This is a genomic window from Amnibacterium kyonggiense (assembly GCF_004364555.1).
GTDB lineage: Bacteria > Actinomycetota > Actinomycetes > Actinomycetales > Microbacteriaceae > Amnibacterium > Amnibacterium kyonggiense.
Genome location: NZ_SOAM01000001.1, coordinates 1,397,539 through 1,414,321, shown reverse-complemented (window position 1 = coordinate 1,414,321; position 16,783 = coordinate 1,397,539). Strand labels below are relative to the sequence as shown.

At 73.6% G+C, this 16,783-nt stretch carries 17 protein-coding genes; 2 read left to right on the top strand and 15 right to left on the bottom strand.

All coding sequences use genetic code 11. The features are described 5' to 3' along the window. Window positions 1-25: 25 nt before the first annotated feature. The 5 genes from CLV52_RS07140 to CLV52_RS07120 form a co-directional block, all read right to left on the bottom strand. Window positions 26-940 (bottom strand): ABC transporter permease, encoded by a 915-nt coding sequence (locus CLV52_RS07140; protein WP_246017999.1) that lies wholly within the window; start codon window positions 938-940, stop codon window positions 26-28. Further along, entirely contained in the window at window positions 937-1,863 is a 927-nt protein-coding gene (locus CLV52_RS07135) for an ABC transporter permease (protein ID WP_211342621.1), read from the bottom strand. Before CLV52_RS07135 ends, CLV52_RS07140 begins: the two co-directional genes overlap by 4 nt. Beyond that, complete coding sequence (locus CLV52_RS07130) at window positions 1,860-3,005, bottom strand: polyamine ABC transporter substrate-binding protein (RefSeq protein WP_246017998.1); 1,146 nt, start codon at window positions 3,003-3,005, stop codon at window positions 1,860-1,862. Before CLV52_RS07130 ends, CLV52_RS07135 begins: the two co-directional genes overlap by 4 nt. Window positions 3,006-3,045: 40 nt before the next feature. After that, entirely contained in the window at window positions 3,046-4,173 is a 1,128-nt protein-coding gene (locus CLV52_RS07125; protein WP_133765536.1) for an ABC transporter ATP-binding protein, read from the bottom strand. Window positions 4,174-4,416: 243 nt separating this feature from the next. Continuing rightward, window positions 4,417-6,075 (bottom strand): amidohydrolase, encoded by a 1,659-nt coding sequence (locus CLV52_RS07120; protein WP_133765535.1) that lies wholly within the window; start codon window positions 6,073-6,075, stop codon window positions 4,417-4,419. A gap of 53 nt (window positions 6,076-6,128) precedes the next feature. On the opposite strand from CLV52_RS07120, the gene CLV52_RS07115 reads away from it, so the two are divergent. After that, on the top strand, window positions 6,129-6,323 hold the full coding sequence (locus CLV52_RS07115) for a hypothetical protein (RefSeq protein ID WP_133765534.1): 195 nt from the start codon (window positions 6,129-6,131) through the stop codon (window positions 6,321-6,323). Window positions 6,324-6,399: 76 nt separating this feature from the next. Here the strand turns inward: CLV52_RS07115 and cofC are convergent, their stop codons facing one another. The 6 genes from cofC to CLV52_RS07085 form a co-directional block, all read right to left on the bottom strand. Continuing rightward, window positions 6,400-7,062 (bottom strand): 2-phospho-L-lactate guanylyltransferase, encoded by a 663-nt coding sequence (cofC, locus tag CLV52_RS07110; RefSeq protein ID WP_133765533.1) that lies wholly within the window; start codon window positions 7,060-7,062, stop codon window positions 6,400-6,402. Next, on the bottom strand, window positions 7,056-7,871 hold the full coding sequence (gene cofE, locus CLV52_RS07105; RefSeq protein WP_133765532.1) for a coenzyme F420-0:L-glutamate ligase: 816 nt from the start codon (window positions 7,869-7,871) through the stop codon (window positions 7,056-7,058). The genes cofC and cofE overlap by 7 nt, the downstream gene beginning before the upstream one ends. Window positions 7,872-7,992: 121 nt before the next feature. Then, window positions 7,993-8,400 (bottom strand): Lrp/AsnC family transcriptional regulator, encoded by a 408-nt coding sequence (locus CLV52_RS07100; RefSeq protein ID WP_246017997.1) that lies wholly within the window; start codon window positions 8,398-8,400, stop codon window positions 7,993-7,995. 125 nt (window positions 8,401-8,525) lie between these two features. After that, the gene (locus CLV52_RS07095) at window positions 8,526-9,164 is read right to left on the bottom strand and encodes an MOSC domain-containing protein (RefSeq protein WP_133765531.1); all 639 of its coding nucleotides are present in this window, start codon (window positions 9,162-9,164) and stop codon (window positions 8,526-8,528) included. Next, complete coding sequence (gene coaD / locus CLV52_RS07090) at window positions 9,157-9,648, bottom strand: pantetheine-phosphate adenylyltransferase (RefSeq protein ID WP_133765530.1); 492 nt, start codon at window positions 9,646-9,648, stop codon at window positions 9,157-9,159. The genes CLV52_RS07095 and coaD overlap by 8 nt, the downstream gene beginning before the upstream one ends. Before the next feature lie 46 nt (window positions 9,649-9,694). Continuing rightward, window positions 9,695-11,875: an ATP-dependent DNA helicase RecG gene (locus tag CLV52_RS07085; protein WP_133765529.1), complete on the bottom strand. Its 2,181-nt coding sequence runs from the start codon at window positions 11,873-11,875 to the stop codon at window positions 9,695-9,697. Between CLV52_RS07085 and rsmD the strand changes: the two genes are divergently transcribed. Further along, a complete protein-coding gene (gene rsmD / locus CLV52_RS07080; protein WP_133765528.1) occupies window positions 11,874-12,500 on the top strand; it encodes a 16S rRNA (guanine(966)-N(2))-methyltransferase RsmD in 627 nt (208 codons plus the stop codon). The two genes, CLV52_RS07085 and rsmD, sit on opposite strands and share 2 nt — an antisense overlap. Window positions 12,501-12,627: 127 nt before the next feature. Here rsmD and thiL read toward each other — a convergent pair whose 3' ends face one another. Genes thiL through CLV52_RS07060 form a run of 4 tightly spaced genes read right to left on the bottom strand, consistent with a single transcriptional unit; the run spans window position 12,628 to window position 16,685 of the window. Then, window positions 12,628-13,635: a thiamine-phosphate kinase gene (gene thiL, locus CLV52_RS07075; RefSeq protein WP_133765527.1), complete on the bottom strand. Its 1,008-nt coding sequence runs from the start codon at window positions 13,633-13,635 to the stop codon at window positions 12,628-12,630. Continuing rightward, a complete protein-coding gene (locus tag CLV52_RS07070; RefSeq protein ID WP_133765526.1) occupies window positions 13,632-14,105 on the bottom strand; it encodes a DUF3515 family protein in 474 nt (157 codons plus the stop codon). Before CLV52_RS07070 ends, thiL begins: the two co-directional genes overlap by 4 nt. Next, window positions 14,102-15,184: a D-alanine--D-alanine ligase family protein gene (locus CLV52_RS07065; RefSeq protein WP_133765525.1), complete on the bottom strand. Its 1,083-nt coding sequence runs from the start codon at window positions 15,182-15,184 to the stop codon at window positions 14,102-14,104. The genes CLV52_RS07070 and CLV52_RS07065 overlap by 4 nt, the downstream gene beginning before the upstream one ends. A 31-nt stretch (window positions 15,185-15,215) precedes the next feature. Next, entirely contained in the window at window positions 15,216-16,685 is a 1,470-nt protein-coding gene (locus tag CLV52_RS07060) for a hypothetical protein (RefSeq protein WP_133765524.1), read from the bottom strand. Between the last annotated feature and the right edge of the window lie 98 nt (window positions 16,686-16,783).

Genomic DNA, 16,783 nt, shown 5'->3' with positions numbered 1-16,783 from the left:
CAAGCAGCGTGAGCGAAGTCGGAAGTCAGCCGCCGGCGAGGGTGCTCGCGAGGCTCATGCCCTCGCCGGTGCGCTTGCGCGAGGTGATCAGCACGACCGCGACGAGCGCCAGCGCGACGAGCGTCAGCAGCAGCATCAGCGTCGACATCGCGGCGATCGCGGGCCGCAGAGAGGACCGCACCGACGCGAACACGTAGACGGGGAACGGCGTCGCGTCGGCGGTCGACACGAAGCTCGACAGCACCGTGTTGTCGAGGCTCAGCGTGAAGGAGAGCAGCGCGCCCGAGATCACGGCGGGCCGCATCAGCGGGAACGTGATGTCGAGGAAGCGGCGCAGCGGCGGGGCGCCGAGGTCCGCGGCGGCCTCCTCCAGCGACTCCGACAGCCCGGCCATCCGCGCCCGCACGATGAACGTGACGACCGCGCAGGAGAACAGGGAGTGCGCGACGATCAGCCGCACGATGCCCGAGTTCAGCGGCGTGAAGCCCCAGTCGGTGCCGAGGGTGACGAACCACGGCAGCAGCGAGACGGCGTTCACGATCTCCGGCGTCACCATCACGAGCCCGAGCAGCGCGGTCAACCAGCCGATCCACCGCGCGCCGGCGCGGCGGGCGACGGCGACGCCGGCGAGCGAACCGAGCACCGCGGCGACGAGCGCCGAGAAGATCCCGACGTAGATCGAGACCTGCACGCCGCTCGTGATCGCCGAGTTCGTGAGCGCGTCCTCGTACGCACCGAGACCGAAGCCCCGGTACGACTGCAGCAGGCGCCCCTCGTTGAACGAGTACGCGACGATGACGAGCACCGGGAAGAAGAGGAACAGGAACCCGAGCACGCCCCAGATCCCGAGGAGCACCGTGCCCGCATCGGGTCGACGCCGGCGCGCGACCGGCGCCGGTCCGGGCGACGCGGTCGTCGTCGGTGCGGTCGCGGCGCTCACGCCTCCCCCTCCACGATCGCCACGTGCTCGAAGCGGTCGATGATCGCCTTCACCAGCCGGAACAGCAGCGCGAACAGCACGACGACGGCGATGATCGCGACCATCAGCACGATCGCCATCGCGCTGCCGAGCGCCCAGTTCTGCGCGACGTTGAACTGCGACGCGACCTGCTGGCCGACCATGCTGCCCGCCGCGCCGCCGAGCACGCTCGGCGTGATGTAGTCGCCCATGAGCGGCACGAACACGAGCAGGAGCCCCGCCGCGACCCCGGGCAGGACGATCGGGAGCGTCACCCGCCGGAAGCTCTCGAACGCGTTCGCGCCGAGGTCGCGGCTGGCCTCGAGCAGCCGGGGGTCGAGCCGCTCGAGCGTGACGTAGAGCGGCAGGATCATGAGCGGCAGGTAGTTGTAGACCACGCCGAGCTGCACCGCCCCGGTCGTGTAGAGCAGCTGCGGCGTCCCGAGCCCGAGCGCCCGGGACGCGTCCGCGAGGAACGACGTCGGGCTGAGCACGATCTGCCACCCGATCGTCCGGACGAGGAAGTTCGTCCAGTACGGCACGAGCACCAGCGCGACGGCGATCCCCTGGAACCGCGCCGGCAGCTTCACGGCCATCCAGTACGCCATCGGGAACGCGATGACGAGGCAGAGGATCGTGCCGACCACGGAGATCTGCAGCGTGCGGAGGAACACCGTGACGAAGGTCGGGTTGAACGCCTCCACGTACCGCCCCAGCGACAGCACCGAGTTGTCGTGGGTGATGTAGAGGCTCGGCTTGTCGCCGAACGAGTACCAGAGGATGACGACGAACGGCGCGACGAAGAAGAACAGCAGCCACACCGCGACGGGCGCGGCGAGCACGCCGACGTTCCAGCGGAACCGCCTGCCGCGGGTCCGCGTCGCCGGGAGGGCGACCGCGGTCACGAGCCCGCCGCCGCCTGGATCTCGTTGAAGATCGCGACCCGCTGCTCCTGCGACTTCGGCACGATGTCGATGACGAGGTTCTTCTGCTCCTCGGGCGTGTAGAAGATCAGCTCCGGCAGCTCCACGTCGGTGGCCTTCTCCTGGATGCCCTGCACCATCGTGTCGTAGCCGATGTACTCGAGCTCCTTCAGCGACACCGCGGGGTCGAGCACGTAGTCGATGAACGCGTGCGCGGCGTCCACGTTCTTCGCGCCGACCGGGATCGACCAGTTGTCGAGGAACTGGCCGGCGCCCTCCGTCGGCTTCACCCACTTGTACCGCTTCTGGTCGCTGTTTCCGATGATCCCCTGGCGGGCGTCGCCGTTCCAGGAGTGCGCCAGCGCGCGGCCGTTCTGCGCGATCGTGTTGCTCACGTACGACTCGAACGCCTGCACGTTCGGGGCGATGTTCTTGACCAGGTAGTCCTTCGCCTTGTCGAGGGTCGCCGAGTCGTTCGTGTTGATGTCCTCGCCGATGGAGAAGAAGTAGGCCCAGAGGATCTCGTTCGGGTCCGCGAGCAGGCTGGTCTTGCCGGCCGCCTCCTTCTGGGCGGCGTCGAAGAAGTCCTTCCAGCTCGTCAGCTCGCGCTTGATCACGGTGGTGTCGTAGACGTAGCCGCTGACGCCGAGCGCCTTCGGGACGCTGTACTTGTTGCCCTTGTCCTGCGCCGTGTCCAGGTACGTCGGGTTCACGTTCTTCAGGTTCGGCAGCTTGTCGTGGTCGAGCTCCTGCAGCAGCTTCAGGTCGACCATCTGCGGGACGAAGCTCAGGGTCGGGACGACGATGTCGTAGCCGCTCGTGCCCTTGGCGGCGGAGAGCTTCGCGATCAGCTCCTCGTTCGAGTCGTAGCTGCCGAGCTTGACCGTCGCGCCGCCCTTGGTCTTCGCGAAGTCCTTCAGCACCTTCGGGTCGTCGTACTCGCCCCACGTGTAGAGGTTCAACGCGCCACCGCCGCTCGCGCCGCCGCCACCGCCGGTCGACGGCGCGCACGCGGCGAGCGCGGCTGCGGTGCCGGAGGCGACGAGGCCGGACAGGACGACGCGCCGGGACAGCTCCTTCTTCATGATCGCGGGGACGAGGATCTCGAGCGGGCGGTCCGGCACGGCGTGCTCCTTGGTTCGTGAGGCGTCGGTCAGGGGCGGATCAGGCGGGGTAGACCATCGGCGCGTCCGCCGGCCAGCGGCAGACGACCCGGGTGCCGATGGCCGTCGGGATGGTCACGCCCCACGGGATGCGGGCCATCACCTTCTGCCCGCCCGGGGTGATCGTGACGACCTGGAGGTAGGAGCCGAGACGGCTGACGCTCATCAGCGTCGCCGTGACCGCGTTCGCCTCGCCCTCGGACGCTTCGCCCTCGGCGATCGACACGGACTCCGGCCGCACGGCGACCGTCGCCGCCGCGCCCGCGGCGGCGGTGCTCGGCCGGCTCGAGGCGATCGCGCCGTCCGGCACCGCGACCGTCAGCGGGGCGACGCTCGACACGGTGCCCTCGAAGAAGTTCTGCTGCCCGATGAACCCGGCGACGTACGCGGAGGCCGGACGGTCGTAGACGTCGGCGGGCGAGCCGATCTGCTCGATCCGGCCGCCGTTCATCACGGCGATCCGGTCGCTCATCGTCATCGCCTCCTCCTGGTCGTGCGTGACGAAGACGAAGGTGGTGCCGAGCTGCTGCTGGAGCAGCTTCAGCTCGATCTGCATCTCCTCGCGGAGCTTGCGGTCGAGGGCCGACATCGGCTCGTCCAGAAGCAGGACGGCCGGACGGTTGACGAGCGCGCGGGCGAGCGCGATCCGCTGCTGCTGACCGCCGGAGAGCTGGGCGGGCATGCGGCTGGCCAGGTGCTTCATCCGGACCATGCCGAGCGCCTCGGTGACGCGCTCCGGCACCTCCGACTTCGGCACCTTCGCGTACCGGAGGCCGTAGGCGACGTTCTTCGCGACCGACATGTGCGGGAAGAGCGCGTAGCTCTGGAACACCGTGTTCACGGGACGCCGGTACGGCGGCGTCGACCCCATCGCGGTGCCGCCGATCGTCACCTCGCCCTCGTCTGGCAGCTCGAAGCCGCCGATCATCCGGAGCGTCGTGGTCTTGCCGCAGCCGGAGGGACCGAGGAGGGAGATGAACTCGCCCGCCGCGATCTCGAGATCGAGCGACTTCACGGCCCAGTTCTTGCCGTAGAGCTTCGAGACGCCCTCGAGCAGCACGCGCCCGCCGCCGTCGGCGCCGTCCGCGACGAGGTCGGCGGGAGGAGCGGCGAGGGCGGTCTCGGTCATCGGGTCGGGCGCTCCTCGCGGACGTCGGGGCGCGGCCGGGCACCGCGTCGCTGAACCTGAACGTAGGGTGCTCAGCGCGTCCGCCACAACCGCAGACCCGGACCGTGACCGAGCTTTTACACGATCGAAACGGGCTCGGACGGAGCGATCCGCACGCCGAGGCACCCCTGGACGACGGAAACCGTGGCCCGAGGGCGTTTCGCCGATCCGGGGGGACGGCCTCCGGCCGTCGGACTCCCGGACCTACGGGACGACGACGCGGCCGGCGCTGACGGTCAGCGCGTTCCGGACCGTGTGCAGCTCCTCCGCCGCGAGGGCGAATGGGTCGCGGTCGGCCACCGCGACGTCCGCGCGCCTGCCCGGCTCCAGCAGGCCCGCCTCGTCGTGGTGCGTGACCCGCGCGGATCCGAGCGTGTACGCGCCGAGGGCCTGCTCGAGCGTCAGCGCCTCCTGCAGCCCGAGCGGTTCGCGGTCCGAACCCGCCTCGCGGCGGGTGACCGCGACGGCGATCGCCTGCCACGGGTCCGGGGTCGACACCGGCCAGTCGGACCCCATCGCGAGCGGGACGCCCGCGGCGGCCATGGACGCGAACGGGTACTGCTGCTCGAAGCGCTCCGCGCCCACGAGCGGCAGGTTCAGGTCGACCATCTGGTCGCTCCGGCACGCCCAGAACGCTTGGATGTTCGCCGTCGCACCGACGCGCGCCATGAGCGGGAGGTCGGCGAGGTCGACCTGCTGCAGGTGCGCGAGGTGGTGCCGGAGCCAGGCGCCGTCCGCGACCCGATTCGCCAGCTCGATCGCGTGGAGCGCCTCCGCGACCGCACGGTCGCCGATCGCGTGGATGTGCAGCTGGAAGCCGGCCGCCGCGAGCGCCGGCGCGACGGCGTCGAGCACCGCCGGCGGGAAGTGGGTGGGGCCGGTGCTCGCGGTCGGGCGGCCGTGCACGTCGAGGTAGGGCGCCTTCATCGCCGCGGTGAGGCTCTCCGGCACCCCGTCGAGCATGATCTTGATGCTTGTGGCGCGGAACCGGCCGCCGCCCGGTCCGCGGCGGTCGCCGATCCGATCCCGGGCGGCGACGTGCCGCGCGACGACCTCGTCGACCTCCTCGGTCCGAAGGCCGCGTTCGAGCCACAGCGCGCCGCCGACGAGCACCGACAGCCGCCCGGTGTCGATCGCCGTGAGGTACGCGTCCGTCGGATCCGTCGCGCCCGAGTAGGCGCCGATGATCGCGTCCTGCCAGCCGGTCACGCCGAATCCGGTGAGGTACCGCTGCGCCTCCTCGAGCGCGGCGACCATCCCCTCGAGCGTCGGCACGGGCAGCAGGTCCGCGAGGAGGTCCATCGCGCCCTCCTGCAGCGTGCCGGAGGGCGACCCGTCCGGGTCGCGGTCGATGACGCCGTCCGCCGGGTCCGGGGTCGACGCGTCGATGCCCGCCGCGGCGAGCGCCGCGGGCGAGACCCAGGCGCCGTGGTGGTCGGCGTTGACGAGGTAGACCTTGCGCCCGGGGACGACCCGGTCGAGCAGCTCCGCGCGCGGCAGCCCGCGCTCGAAGTCGGCCATGTGCCAGCCGCCGCCGACGATCCACTCGTCGCGAGGGTGCGCGTCCGCGTAGGCGCGGATGCGGGCGAGGGTGTCCTCCGCGCCGGCCGCCTCGGTGAGGTCGCAGCCGAGGCGCTCTCCCCCGCCCTGGCCGGGGTGCACGTGCGCGTCGATGAATCCGGGTCCGACGAGGCCGCCCGGGACGTCGACGACCTCGGCGTCCGGCCCGGCGGCCTCCCGCGCCTCCTCGAGCGTGCCGACGGCGACGACGAGCCCGTCGCGGACGGCGACGGCCGTCGCGGTGGGATGCAGCTCCCGTCCGGTGAAGAGGCGGGATCCGGCGACGACGAGCGGGCGGGTCATGCCCACCGACGCTAGCGGTGGCCGCACGCAGGACGGTTTGCGAGGATGGAGGCATGGACAACATCGCCGGTGCCGTGCTCGGGGTCGTGCTGCTGCTCGCGAGCATCGCGTGCTTCCCGATCGGTTTCGCGCTCGACGCGCAGGGCCCGGTGTTCCTGCCCCTGTTCTTCGGCCTCGGCATCGTGCTGCTCTCCGCCGCGCTGCCCGTGCCGATCTTCCTGCTCGACCGCCTCGACGGCCGGGGCTGAGCCCCGCCTGATCCGCCCCCGCGCGGCTGTTCCGCCCGCCGGGGCGGGCGGAACTGCCGCGGAGCGGCGGGCCAGCTCAGGCGCTGAGCGTGCCGTCCCGGTCGGACAGGCGGAAGGGCGAGACCTTCGCATCGTCCAGGACCCGCGACGTGTGCGGGCCGACGCCGAGACGGATCGCCGTCGTCAGGTCCTCCGGGGTGTCGACGTCGCGCCGCAGCCGCTCCGTGCCGCGGATGAGCCGGTGCCCGAGGTCGCGGTGGCGCGACGCGGACCCGACGCCGAAGGCGGGCAGCAGCGGGACGCCCGGCTGGCCGGTCAGCATCACCGTGCCGGTCCCCTGCGCGTCGGCGACGACGCCGAGCGGCACCTCCTCCGCGATGGAGAAGGTCCGTTCGAGGTCCTCCGCCGTGAGCGCGGGCAGGTCGCCGGCGAGCACGGCCTGACCCCAGTCGGGCCAGCGGTCGTTCGCGACCCGGAGCCCGGACGAGATGGCGTTGTTCAGCCCCGGAGCGCCCTGCCGCACCACGGTCACGGCGACGGGGAGCGAGAGGTCGTCGACGAGGTCCGGGTCGTCCGTCACGACGAGCAGCATGCGCACGTGGGGCGCCGCCGCGACGGCGTCGAGGGTGTCGCGGGCGAACGCCTCCGCGAGCGCCGCTCGGTCGGGCCGATCGCCGAGCCGCTTCTTGCCCTCGCTGAACCGCTTGATCGGGACCAGGACCACCCAGTCGATCACCATGCACCTCCGTCGATCTCGTCCTCCGCGGTGTCCGCGCTCTCCTTCGAGCCCTCCGCGTAGCCGTCGGAGTACCCGTCGGCGTAGGCCTCGGCACTGCCGAGGCGGAACATGTCCTCGTCTCCGGTCCGCACGACCGAGCGCGCGCCCGGCCCGTCCGCATCGATGACGTACCGGCCGACGCCCCGCACCACGGCGATGGGCCGATTCTCCGCCTTCCCCTTCACGAGGTCCGCCAGGGAGGCGATCTCGTCGGCGACGGCGACGACCGCGACGCTCATCGGCCGGCCCGAGGTGTCCGGCTGCCCCCGGAGGTCGTCGACGAGGGCGATGCCCGCCGCGCCGATGGCGATGTCCGTCTGACCGCGGCGCCACGGTCGCCCGAGCGTGTCCGTCACGATCACGCCGACCGCGGCGCCCGTGGCGGCGATCAGGGCCGTCCGGAGCCGGGCCGCGGAGGCGTCCGGGTCCTCCGGCAGGAGCAGGACGGTGCCGGGCTCGACGTTGCTCGCGTCGACGCCCGCGGCCGCGCCGACGATGCCGAGGCGGTTCTCCACGATCCGCGTCACACCGCCGCCGGGCTGCTCGCGCGTCGCGACGACGCGCACGGTCTCCGCGGTGATCGCCTGCTCGCGGTCCTCGGCGACGACCTGGCGCCCCTCCGCCTTCGAGACGACCTTGCTCGACACGACCACGACGTCCCCGGACTCGAGCGCGCCGACGGCGTCGACGACGATCGCCGGCAGGTCGTCGCCCGCGTGGATCTCCGGCACCCCGTCAGGAGCCCACGCCCGCAGCTCGGCCTCGCTCATCGTCCGATCGCGGCGGTCGGGCGAGCGGGCGCTGCGGAGCGGAGACGGAGCGGGAGCACCTGTGCATCCTGTCATCATCCGCTGAGCCGACCCTCGGTCCGCTCACCGACGGCGTCCGGGTTCAGCGTCCGTCGAGCACGGACGGGTCGGGCGCGACGACCGCGGGACGGACGTGCTCGTAGACGACGCTCGTCCGGACGTCCGCGACCTCCTCGCGCTCCGTCAGCCGGTCGATGACGAACGCGTAGAGCGCGTCGTTGTCCGCGACCGCGACGTGCAGGAGGAAGTCCTCCGCGCCGGCGACGACGAACACACCGACCACCTCCTGCAGCTCGATCGCCCAGGACCGGAAGGCGTCGATGTTGGCGCGGCTCGGCGGCCGGATCCGGACCGCGACGAGCGCCTGCACCCCGCGGCCGATCGACGGCAGGTCGACCTCCAGCCGTGCGCCCCGGATCACGCCGCGCCGGATCAGCGCCCGCACCCGGTCGAGCGCCGTCGTCGGCGCGACCCCGACGGCGGCCGCCACCGGGGCCGGCGTCGGCTCCGGCAGCGCGCGTCGGTTCCGGCAGCTTCTGCGGGCTCCTGATGCTGCCGGAACCGACGGATGCTGCCGGAACCGACGACCTCGAGCCGCGGAGGCGGCCGAGCAGGTCACCCGCGCTGCAGCGCCTTCGCGATGTACCGGTGGACGTCGTCCTGGAGGCGCACGGCACCCGCCGCCTCCGCGTCGAGCAGCGCCCGGGCGTCCGCCGGGTCGTGCCGCGTGAACCAGCCGCCGATCGTGACGCCGTGGTCGGGCCGGTCGATGACCTCGATCGCGTCGCCCGCCTGCACGTCGCCCGCGCGGATCACGCGGAAGTAGGCGCCCGGAGCGCCGTATTCGCGGAAGCGGGCCTGCCAGCCCTTGACCCCCATCCGGCGCTCGAAGACGCCGCAGGGCATGCGCGGGCTCGTCACCTCGAGCACGACCCCGCCGATGCGCCACCGCTCGCCGATCACGGCGCCGGAGACGTCGGCACCCCGCGTCCGGAGGTTCTCGCCGAAGGTGCCGGGCGGGACGTCGCGCCCGAGCTCGGCGGCGAAGTGCTCGGCGTCCTCCTCGGCGTACGCGTAGACGGCCTGGTCCTCGCCGCCGTGGTACTTCCGGTCGGCCTGCACGTCGCCGTGCAGCCCGAGCTTCCGGATGCGGACCGGCCGGCCGGTCGGGCGCTTGTCGATGGCGGTCGTGCCGATGCCGCCCCGGTCCGGGAGCAGCTGATGGACGACGCAGACCGCGGCGAGCTCAGCCACGGACCGGCCCCTCCGGCTGCAGCGCGGCGACGACGGCCCGCGGGACGTACGGGGAGACGTCCCCGCCGAGCGCCGCGACCTGCCGGACCAGGGAGCTCGACACGTGGCTCGTGGCCGGCTGCGCGACGAGGAACAGCGTCTCGACCCCGGCGAGGTCCCGGTTCACGAGCGCCATCGGCGTCTCGTAGGCGGCGTCCGTCGCCGAGCGGAGGCCCTTGACGATCGCCTCCGCGCCGACGCGGCGGCAGTAGTCGACGAGCAGGCCCTCCGACCAGGAGTCGACCTCCACGCCGTCGATGCCCGACTCAGCGAGCGAGTCGCGCAGCAGCTGCACCCGCTGGCCGACGTCGAGCAGTGCCGACTTCGCCGGGTTGTGGGTGACGAGCACGTGGAGGCGGTCGAACAGCTTCGCGGTCCGGCCGATGACGTCGAGGTGCCCGAGGGTGACCGGGTCGAAGGATCCGGGGACGACGGCGATCCGCATGGCTCGATCCTGGCGGACTTTCGTCCGGCGCGGGCGGTGCGGGGCGTCAGGACTTGTCGAGGAAGGCGCGCGACTCCTCGTCGCTCGTGCGCTCGATCGCCGCGCGCAGGGCGGGGTAGGCGTCGAGCGCCGGGTCCTCCTCCAACGTCGCGGCCGCCGCGGCACGGGCCTGCTCGATGATGTCGCCGTCGCGCGTCACCCGGAGGAGCTTCAGCTGCGAGCGGCCGCCCGACTGACTGGCGCCGAGCACGTCGCCCTCACGGCGCAGCTCGAGGTCCGCCTGGGCCAGCGCGAAGCCGTCGGTGGTCGCGGCGACGGCCTCCACCCGCTCGAGCGCGGGGGTGTCCCGCTCGGCGTGGGTGACGAGCAGGCAGAGCCCGGGCAGCCCGCCTCGGCCGACGCGGCCGCGCAGCTGGTGCAGCTGCGAGACGCCGAACCGGTCGGCGTCGAGGACCACCATGAACGTGGCGTTGGCGACGTCGACGCCGACCTCCACGACGGTGGTCGCGACGAGCAGGTCGATGCGCCCCTCCGCGAAGGCCGTCATCACGGCCTCCTTCTCCTCGCCGCTCATCCGACCGGTCAGCGCCTCGATGCGGCGGCCGGCGAGCGCCGGCTGCGCGCGCAGGTCGGCGAGCACCCCGGTGACGGTGGCGCGGGGCACCCCGGCGTCGTCGGGGGCGAGGAGGTCGCCCTCGTCCTCGTCGGCGCCGATCGCGGGGCAGATCACGTAGCCCTGCCGGCCCTGCTCGATCTCCTCCCCGGCCCGTCGCCAAACGTTCGGCAGCCAGCGCGGCTTCTCGGCGAGCGGGACGACGTGGGAGGTGATCGGCGCGCGCCCCGCCGGCAGGCCGCGGATCGTGGACGTCTCGAGGTCGCCGAAGACGGTCATCGCGACCGTGCGCGGGATCGGGGTCGCCGTCATGACGAGGGTGTGCGGAGCAGTGCCCTTGCGCCGGAGGACCTCCCGCTGCTCGACGCCGAAGCGGTGCTGCTCGTCGACCACGACGAGCCCGAGGTCCTCGAACTCCGTCGAGTCGGAGAGCAGCGCGTGCGTGCCGACGACGATCTTCGCCCGCCCGGTGATGATCTGCAGCGCCGCCTTCCGTCGCGCCTGCACGCCCATCTGCCCCGTGACGAGCGTCGGCATGAGCTCCGCGGAGAGGTCCGGACCGAGGATCTTCGCGATGGAGCGGAGGTGCTGCGCCGCGAGCACCTCGGTGGGTGCGAGCAGCGCGGACTGGCCGCCGGACTCCGCGACGGCGAGCATCCCCCGCAGCGCGACGAGGGTCTTGCCGGACGCGACCTCACCCTGGAGGAGCCGGTGCATCGGTGCGTCCCCGGCCAGGTCGGCCATGATCTCGCCGCCGACGACGCGCTGGTCCTCCGTGAGCGTGAACGGCAGCGCCGCGTCGAAGCGCTCGAGATAGCCGCCGGACCGGGGGGTGCGCGGCGTCGCCGCGAACATCGCGCGCACCGCGCGGCGCTGCAGGAGGGCGGTCTGCAGCAGGAACGCCTCGTGGAAGCGGAGCGTCCGCTTCGCCTGGATCCAGTCGCCGTCGTGCGCCGGCCGGTGGATGCGGCGGAGGGCCGCCTCGTAGCCCATCAGGCGCGCGGTGCGGCAGACCTCGAGCGGCATCGGGTCGTCCAGGCCGGTGATGGCGCCGAGGGCGAGCTCGACCGCCTTCTCGATCTTCCAGGTGGTCAGCGCGGCCGTCGCGGGGTAGATCGGCAGCGGGATCTCCTCCCACCGCTTCGCGCCCTCCGGGTCGACCTCGGGGTCGGGCGGCTCCTGCCCCTCCTCCGTGAACATCTGATGCTGGGGATGCGCCAGCTGCCGCATCCCCTTGTAGAGCTTCACCTTGCCGCTGAAGAGCCCGCGCCGGCCGGGCACGAGGGCGTTCGCGTTCTTCTCGTCCGTGATGAACGGCTGGTTGAAGAAGACGAGCGAGAGCGTGCCGGTGCCGTCGGAGATCAGCACCTCCTGCATCGACCCCCGCCGGGCGCGGAGGCCGCGGCTCGTGGCGCGGAGGACCTCCGCGACGATCGTGACGTCCGTCTCGAGCGGCAGCGCGTCGAGGCGGCTCAGCTCGCCGCGCTTCACGTAGCGGCGCGGGTAGTGCTGGAGCAGGTCGCCGACCGTGCGGAGCTGCAGCTGCTTGTCGAGCAGCTTGGCGGTGCGGTCGCCCACGACGGCGGCCAGACGCTGATCGAGCGGCCCCGCCATGCCTCCATGCTACGAACCCCCGCCGACATCGCGGAGGACGCCCGTGGTGCGGGAGGCTTGGCGGGTGCCGAGGATCGTCGCCGGGTGGGCCGGATCGCTGCAGCTCGCGGTGCCGCCGGACGGGACGCGGCCGACGAGCGACCGGACGCGGGAGGCGCTGTTCTCCATGCTCGAGGCGCGTGACGCGATCGCGGGCGCCGCGGTCCTCGACCTCTACGCCGGGTCGGGCGCGTTCGGCCTGGAGGCGCTCTCGCGCGGCGCGGCGTCGGTCGTGCTGGTGGAGAAGGCGCCGAAGGCCGCCCGCGTGATCCGGGAGAACGTCGGCCGGTTGCGTCGCGCCGCCGACGGCCCCCTCGACGCGGCCGTGGTGCAGCAGGCCGTCCGGACCTTCCTGGCCACCGCCGCCCCGGGGGTCGGACTCGCGTTCCTCGACCCGCCCTACGACCTCGCCGACGAGGACGTCGCGGCCGACCTGGTCGTGCTCGCGCCGCTGCTCGAGCCGGACGCGCTCGTGCTCGTCGAGCGCTCCTCCCGCTCCCCGGCGCCCGTGCTTCCGCCGACCCTGGTGCTCGAGCGCACCCGCACCTACGGCGACACCGCGGTCCACGTCCTCACCACGGCCTGAACCCATCCGGCCGCCCCGGAGCGGCCGCCTCGGGGGCGCGGAGTTGCCACTTCTCGGCCGCGACACGCCGCGGGCAGGGCCGAGAAGTGGCAAGTCCGCGCTCGAGCGCGGTCGCGCTCCGATCGGGTCAGGAGGGGGCGAAGCTGTCCCAGCCGGTCGGGTCGACCGGGGCGCCGTCGATGAGCACCGCCGGGAGGCCCTCGCGCACGACGCCGAGTCGGAGGAAGCCCGCGGGCGGCTCGTCGGGGAACGTCGCGAGCAGGCCGTGGTCCTCCCCGCCGCCGAGCACCAGCGCGAGCGCCTCGTGCCGACCGGGGCGCGGGGCGTCCTCCTCGTCGGCGGGCAGCGCGGCGACCACCTCCGCGGCCAGCCGCTCGAGCGCGGCGCCGTCGAGGTCGAGCGCGACGCGGCTCGCGCCGGCGATCCGGGACGCGTCGAGCAGCAGTCCGTCGGAGACGTCGAGCATGGCGGTCGCGCCCGCCTCCGCCGCCCGCACGCCGTCGCGGATCGGCGGCGACGGCGCGAGCTGCTCCCGGAGGAGCTCGGGGCGGCCGCGCCGCAGCGCCGCGATCCCCGACGCGTCCTCCTCGCCGACCGCGAACAGCAGCCGGAGCGCGGCCGCCGCGAGCCCGAGCCGACCCGAGTACGCGACCAGGTCGCCCGGACGCGCACCGGAGCGGAGCACGGGTGACCTGCCGTCGAGGCTGCCGGTGACCGTGACCGACAGCGAGAGGATCGGCGCCCGGGTGAGGTCGCCGCCGACGACGCCGACGCCGGGCGCGAGCGCGTCGCAGGCGGCGGCCATGCCGTCCGCGATCGCCTCGAGCTCCGCGACCGAGGTCCGCTCCGGCGCCGCGAGCGCGACGAGCAGCCCCGTGGGGCGACCGCCCATCGCGGCGATGTCGGCGAGGTTCGTGGCCATCGCCTTCCAGCCGAGCTCGTACGGCGTCGACCAGGCGCGGCGGAAGTCGGGGCCCTCGATCATCGCGTCGGTGCTGAGGAGGACGCGGCCGTCCGGCGCGGCCAGCAGCGCGGCGTCGTCGCCGGGACCGAGCAGCGCCTGCGCGCGCCGCAGCCGCGGGATGATGCGCGCGAGGGCCGCGCGCTCCCCCACCGCGCCGAGGTCGTCGCTCATCGGGTGCTCGACAGCGACAGGCACTGCGCGGTGACCTTCGTCGCCGCCGCGATCGGGTCGGCGAGGTCGTTCAGCACGGCGTCCGTGCTGAGGGTCTGCGGGTCGACGAGGACCTGCGTCCCCGGCGTGCGGCCGAAGGTCGTGTACACGTTCCAGTCCGTCCCGTCGATCCGCCTCGACTGCGTCAGCCAGTCCACGGAGCCGAAGGTGACGCAGTTGATGTCGGAGGCCTCCGGCGTCAGGACGCCGCAGGTCAGCGTCGCCCCGACCGGGTTCCCCCACGCGGCGGTCCCCTGCGCGTCCGTGTCGCGGCGCGCGGCGCCGCCGATCGTGTCCGGCAGCCGCACGATCACGCCCGCGCAGCCGACGCTCGTCGCCTGCGGCGCCGGGCGGAGGGAGATGGTCGGCGCGCAGCCGGTGAGGAGGAGCGCCGTCGCCGCCACGGCGGGCAGGAGGAGCCCCCGCCTCATCGCGCGAGCTCGATGAGCTCCGCGATCAGGGCCGGGTAGGACAGGCCGGACTCCTGCCAGCAGCGGGGGAACATCGAGATCGGCGTGAAGCCGGGCATGGTGTTGATCTCGTTGACGACGAAGCCCTCCTCGGTGAGGAAGACGTCGACGCGGGCGAGCCCGCGGCCGTCGATCGCCTCGAAGGCGCGCTGCGCGGTGCGCTCGAGGTCGAGCTGCTCCCCGTCGCCGAGCGGGGCCGGGCAGACGAGGTCCACGCCGGGGGCGTCGAGGTACTTCGCCTCGAAGTCGTAGAAGTCGCGGCCGGACACCACGATCTCGCCGACCGCGGAGGTGCGCGCCGGGCCGCCGGTGCGGCTGCCGAGCATGCCGATCTCGAGCTCGCGGCCGACGACGCCCCGCTCGACGAGGACCTTGGAGTCCTCCGCGAAGGCCTTGTCGAGCGCGCGGTCGAGCCCCTCGGCGTCCTCCACCCGGGAGACCCCGACGGAGGACCCCGCCCGGGCCGGCTTCACGAATACGGGGTAGCCGAGCGCGGCGACGCGGCGGCGGAGGTAGGCGGGATCGCCCGCCCGATCGCCGGGGTGCAGCGTGATCCAGGGGGCGACGAGCACACCGGCGGCCTGCAGCACCGTCTTCGTGAAGTGCTTGTCCATGCCCATCGCGGACGCGAGCACGCCGTTGCCGACGTACGGGAGGCCGATGAGCTCGAAGAGGCCCTGGACGGTGCCGTCCTCGCCCCACGGTCCGTGCAGGATCGGGAAGGCGATGTCGATGCGGCCGAGCGACTCCACGGTCCCGTCCGGACGCGAGACCTTCAGCTCGTGGTGCTGCGTCGAGTCCGGCCACAGCACGCGGGAGCCGTCGTCACGCACCTCCGGCAGCGCGGCCGGATCGAGCGCGAACGCGTCCGGGTCGTCGCGCTCGAGGACGAAGGCGCCGTCGCGCGTGATGCCGACCGGGACGACCTCGTACCGGTCGCGGTCGATGGCGCCGAGGACGCCTCCGGCGGTCGCGCACGAGATGCTGTGCTCGCTCGATCGCCCGCCGAAGACGAGCGCGATCCGGGTCTTCTCCGCCACGCCCCGAGGCTACCGGGCGAGGTTCCGCCGTTCAGTGCGCGCGGCGACGGCGGACGAGCGCGAGGGCCCCGACGCCGAGCACGAGGACGAGCGCGAGCACGACGCCGATGGCCGCTGCGGGCACCCGGTCGATCCGCTGGTCGTCGGTCGCCGCGACGAGGCCGCCGCCGCCCGCCGACGATCCGCCGACGGCGGTGCCGGACCCCGAGTCGCCGGGTCCGGCGGCGTCGGCGGCGGCCGCGACCGCCGCCGGGCTCGCGGTGCTCGCGGCGCCGGCCGCACCCGCGACCGAGGAGCCGGGCGCTCCGGCGCCCGAGGGTCCGGCCGGCCGGGAAGACCCCGCGGTCGGTGCATGCGGGGTGCCGCCGGGCGCGGCGGACCCACCGGGCGCGGTTCCGCCGGGCGTCGTCCCTCCCGGCGTGGATGAGCCGCCCGGCGCCGTCGTGCCGCTGCTCGGGGAGCCGCCCGGCTGGGACGGACCGCTGCCGTTCTTCGGCGGGGTGGGCGCCCCCGAGGAGGGCGCCGAGGCGCCCGATCCGCCGGCGGCGGTCCCGCAGCTGGGAACGGTCGCGGCGATCCGGATCGAGCGCGGAGCGTCCTCGTCCGCGACGGTCACCACGACGTCGGTGCCGCGGACGAGGCCGGCGAACGTGGTGGTCGCCGTGGGACCCGCCGCGCGCAGGGTGCGCTCACGGGGCGACCCCGCGCTGGCGTCGACGCCGTAGTCGCGCCCGGCGACGAGGTCGCTCAGATCGGCCCGGAGCGACGCGTGGCGTCGGTCCGCGCTGCAGGGCGAGAAGCGCAGCGACACGGTCGGCGTCGTGGCGCAGTCGCCGATGCGGACGATCGCCGAGCCGGACAGCACCGGGTTCGACTGGTCCGTCACCCGCGCCGTGTACGTGGACCCGGCGCTGAGCCCGGTGAAGCGGTGCTCGACGACGGGCGCGGTGCGGAACTGGAAGTGCTTCACGACCTCGCCGTCCGCGTCGAGGACCTCGCTGAGGTAGGTGACGCTGCGCCGGAGACCGGAGAACTCGAGCGACATCGACTGCTTGCCCGCGCCGGACGCGCTCGTGCAGTTCGAACCCGCGCCAGTGACGACGACGGGTGAGCACGGGGTCGTCGTGCCCGCGATGCGGACGTCTCCCCCGGTCCCGGGCTCGAACGACCGGCCGGCGGAGTCGTCCGCGAACGAGTCGATCTCGACGGCGTAGGTGTGCGGCAGGTTCGGCTCGAACGTGTAGACGCCCGGGTAGCTGCCCTTGAACGTGGTCCAGCCGCTCTCGTCCCCGTCGGTCTGGACCTCGCCGTCGATGACGATCCGCAGCTCGCCCTTCGCGGCGTAGCCGTTCGGCTTCACCGTCAGGCCCGCGCAGCTCGCGACGACGCCGGGCGTCTCCGCCTGGGCGGGCGCGGCCTGGAGGGCGACGAGCGGGAGTGCGACGAGCGCGATGCCGGCGACGACCGCGAAGGCGCGCCGGGCGGGATGGATGGATGCCATCGAGGGGATTCCTTGGGTGAGGAAGAGGGTGCGAGCCGTGGGTGGCGGACCGCGGAGGGGGTTCGGGCCAGTATCGCGGGGCGGCGGTCGGGTCCGCC

Coding starts and splice junctions, on each gene's coding strand:
- CLV52_RS07125 (WP_133765536.1), bottom strand. CDS start 4,173: ATGACCGAGACCGCCCTCGCCGCTCCTCCCGCCGACCTCGTCGCGGAC.
- CLV52_RS07120 (WP_133765535.1), bottom strand. CDS start 6,075: ATGACCCGCCCGCTCGTCGTCGCCGGATCCCGCCTCTTCACCGGACGG.
- CLV52_RS07115 (WP_133765534.1), top strand. CDS start 6,129: ATGGACAACATCGCCGGTGCCGTGCTCGGGGTCGTGCTGCTGCTCGCG.
- cofC (WP_133765533.1), bottom strand. CDS start 7,062: ATGGTGATCGACTGGGTGGTCCTGGTCCCGATCAAGCGGTTCAGCGAG.
- cofE (WP_133765532.1), bottom strand. CDS start 7,871: ATGAGCGAGGCCGAGCTGCGGGCGTGGGCTCCTGACGGGGTGCCGGAG.
- coaD (WP_133765530.1), bottom strand. CDS start 9,648: ATGCGGATCGCCGTCGTCCCCGGATCCTTCGACCCGGTCACCCTCGGG.
- rsmD (WP_133765528.1), top strand. CDS start 11,874: ATGCCTCCATGCTACGAACCCCCGCCGACATCGCGGAGGACGCCCGTG.
- CLV52_RS07085 (WP_133765529.1), bottom strand. CDS start 11,875: ATGGCGGGGCCGCTCGATCAGCGTCTGGCCGCCGTCGTGGGCGACCGC.
- thiL (WP_133765527.1), bottom strand. CDS start 13,635: ATGAGCGACGACCTCGGCGCGGTGGGGGAGCGCGCGGCCCTCGCGCGC.
- CLV52_RS07070 (WP_133765526.1), bottom strand. CDS start 14,105: ATGAGGCGGGGGCTCCTCCTGCCCGCCGTGGCGGCGACGGCGCTCCTC.
- CLV52_RS07060 (WP_133765524.1), bottom strand. CDS start 16,685: ATGGCATCCATCCATCCCGCCCGGCGCGCCTTCGCGGTCGTCGCCGGC.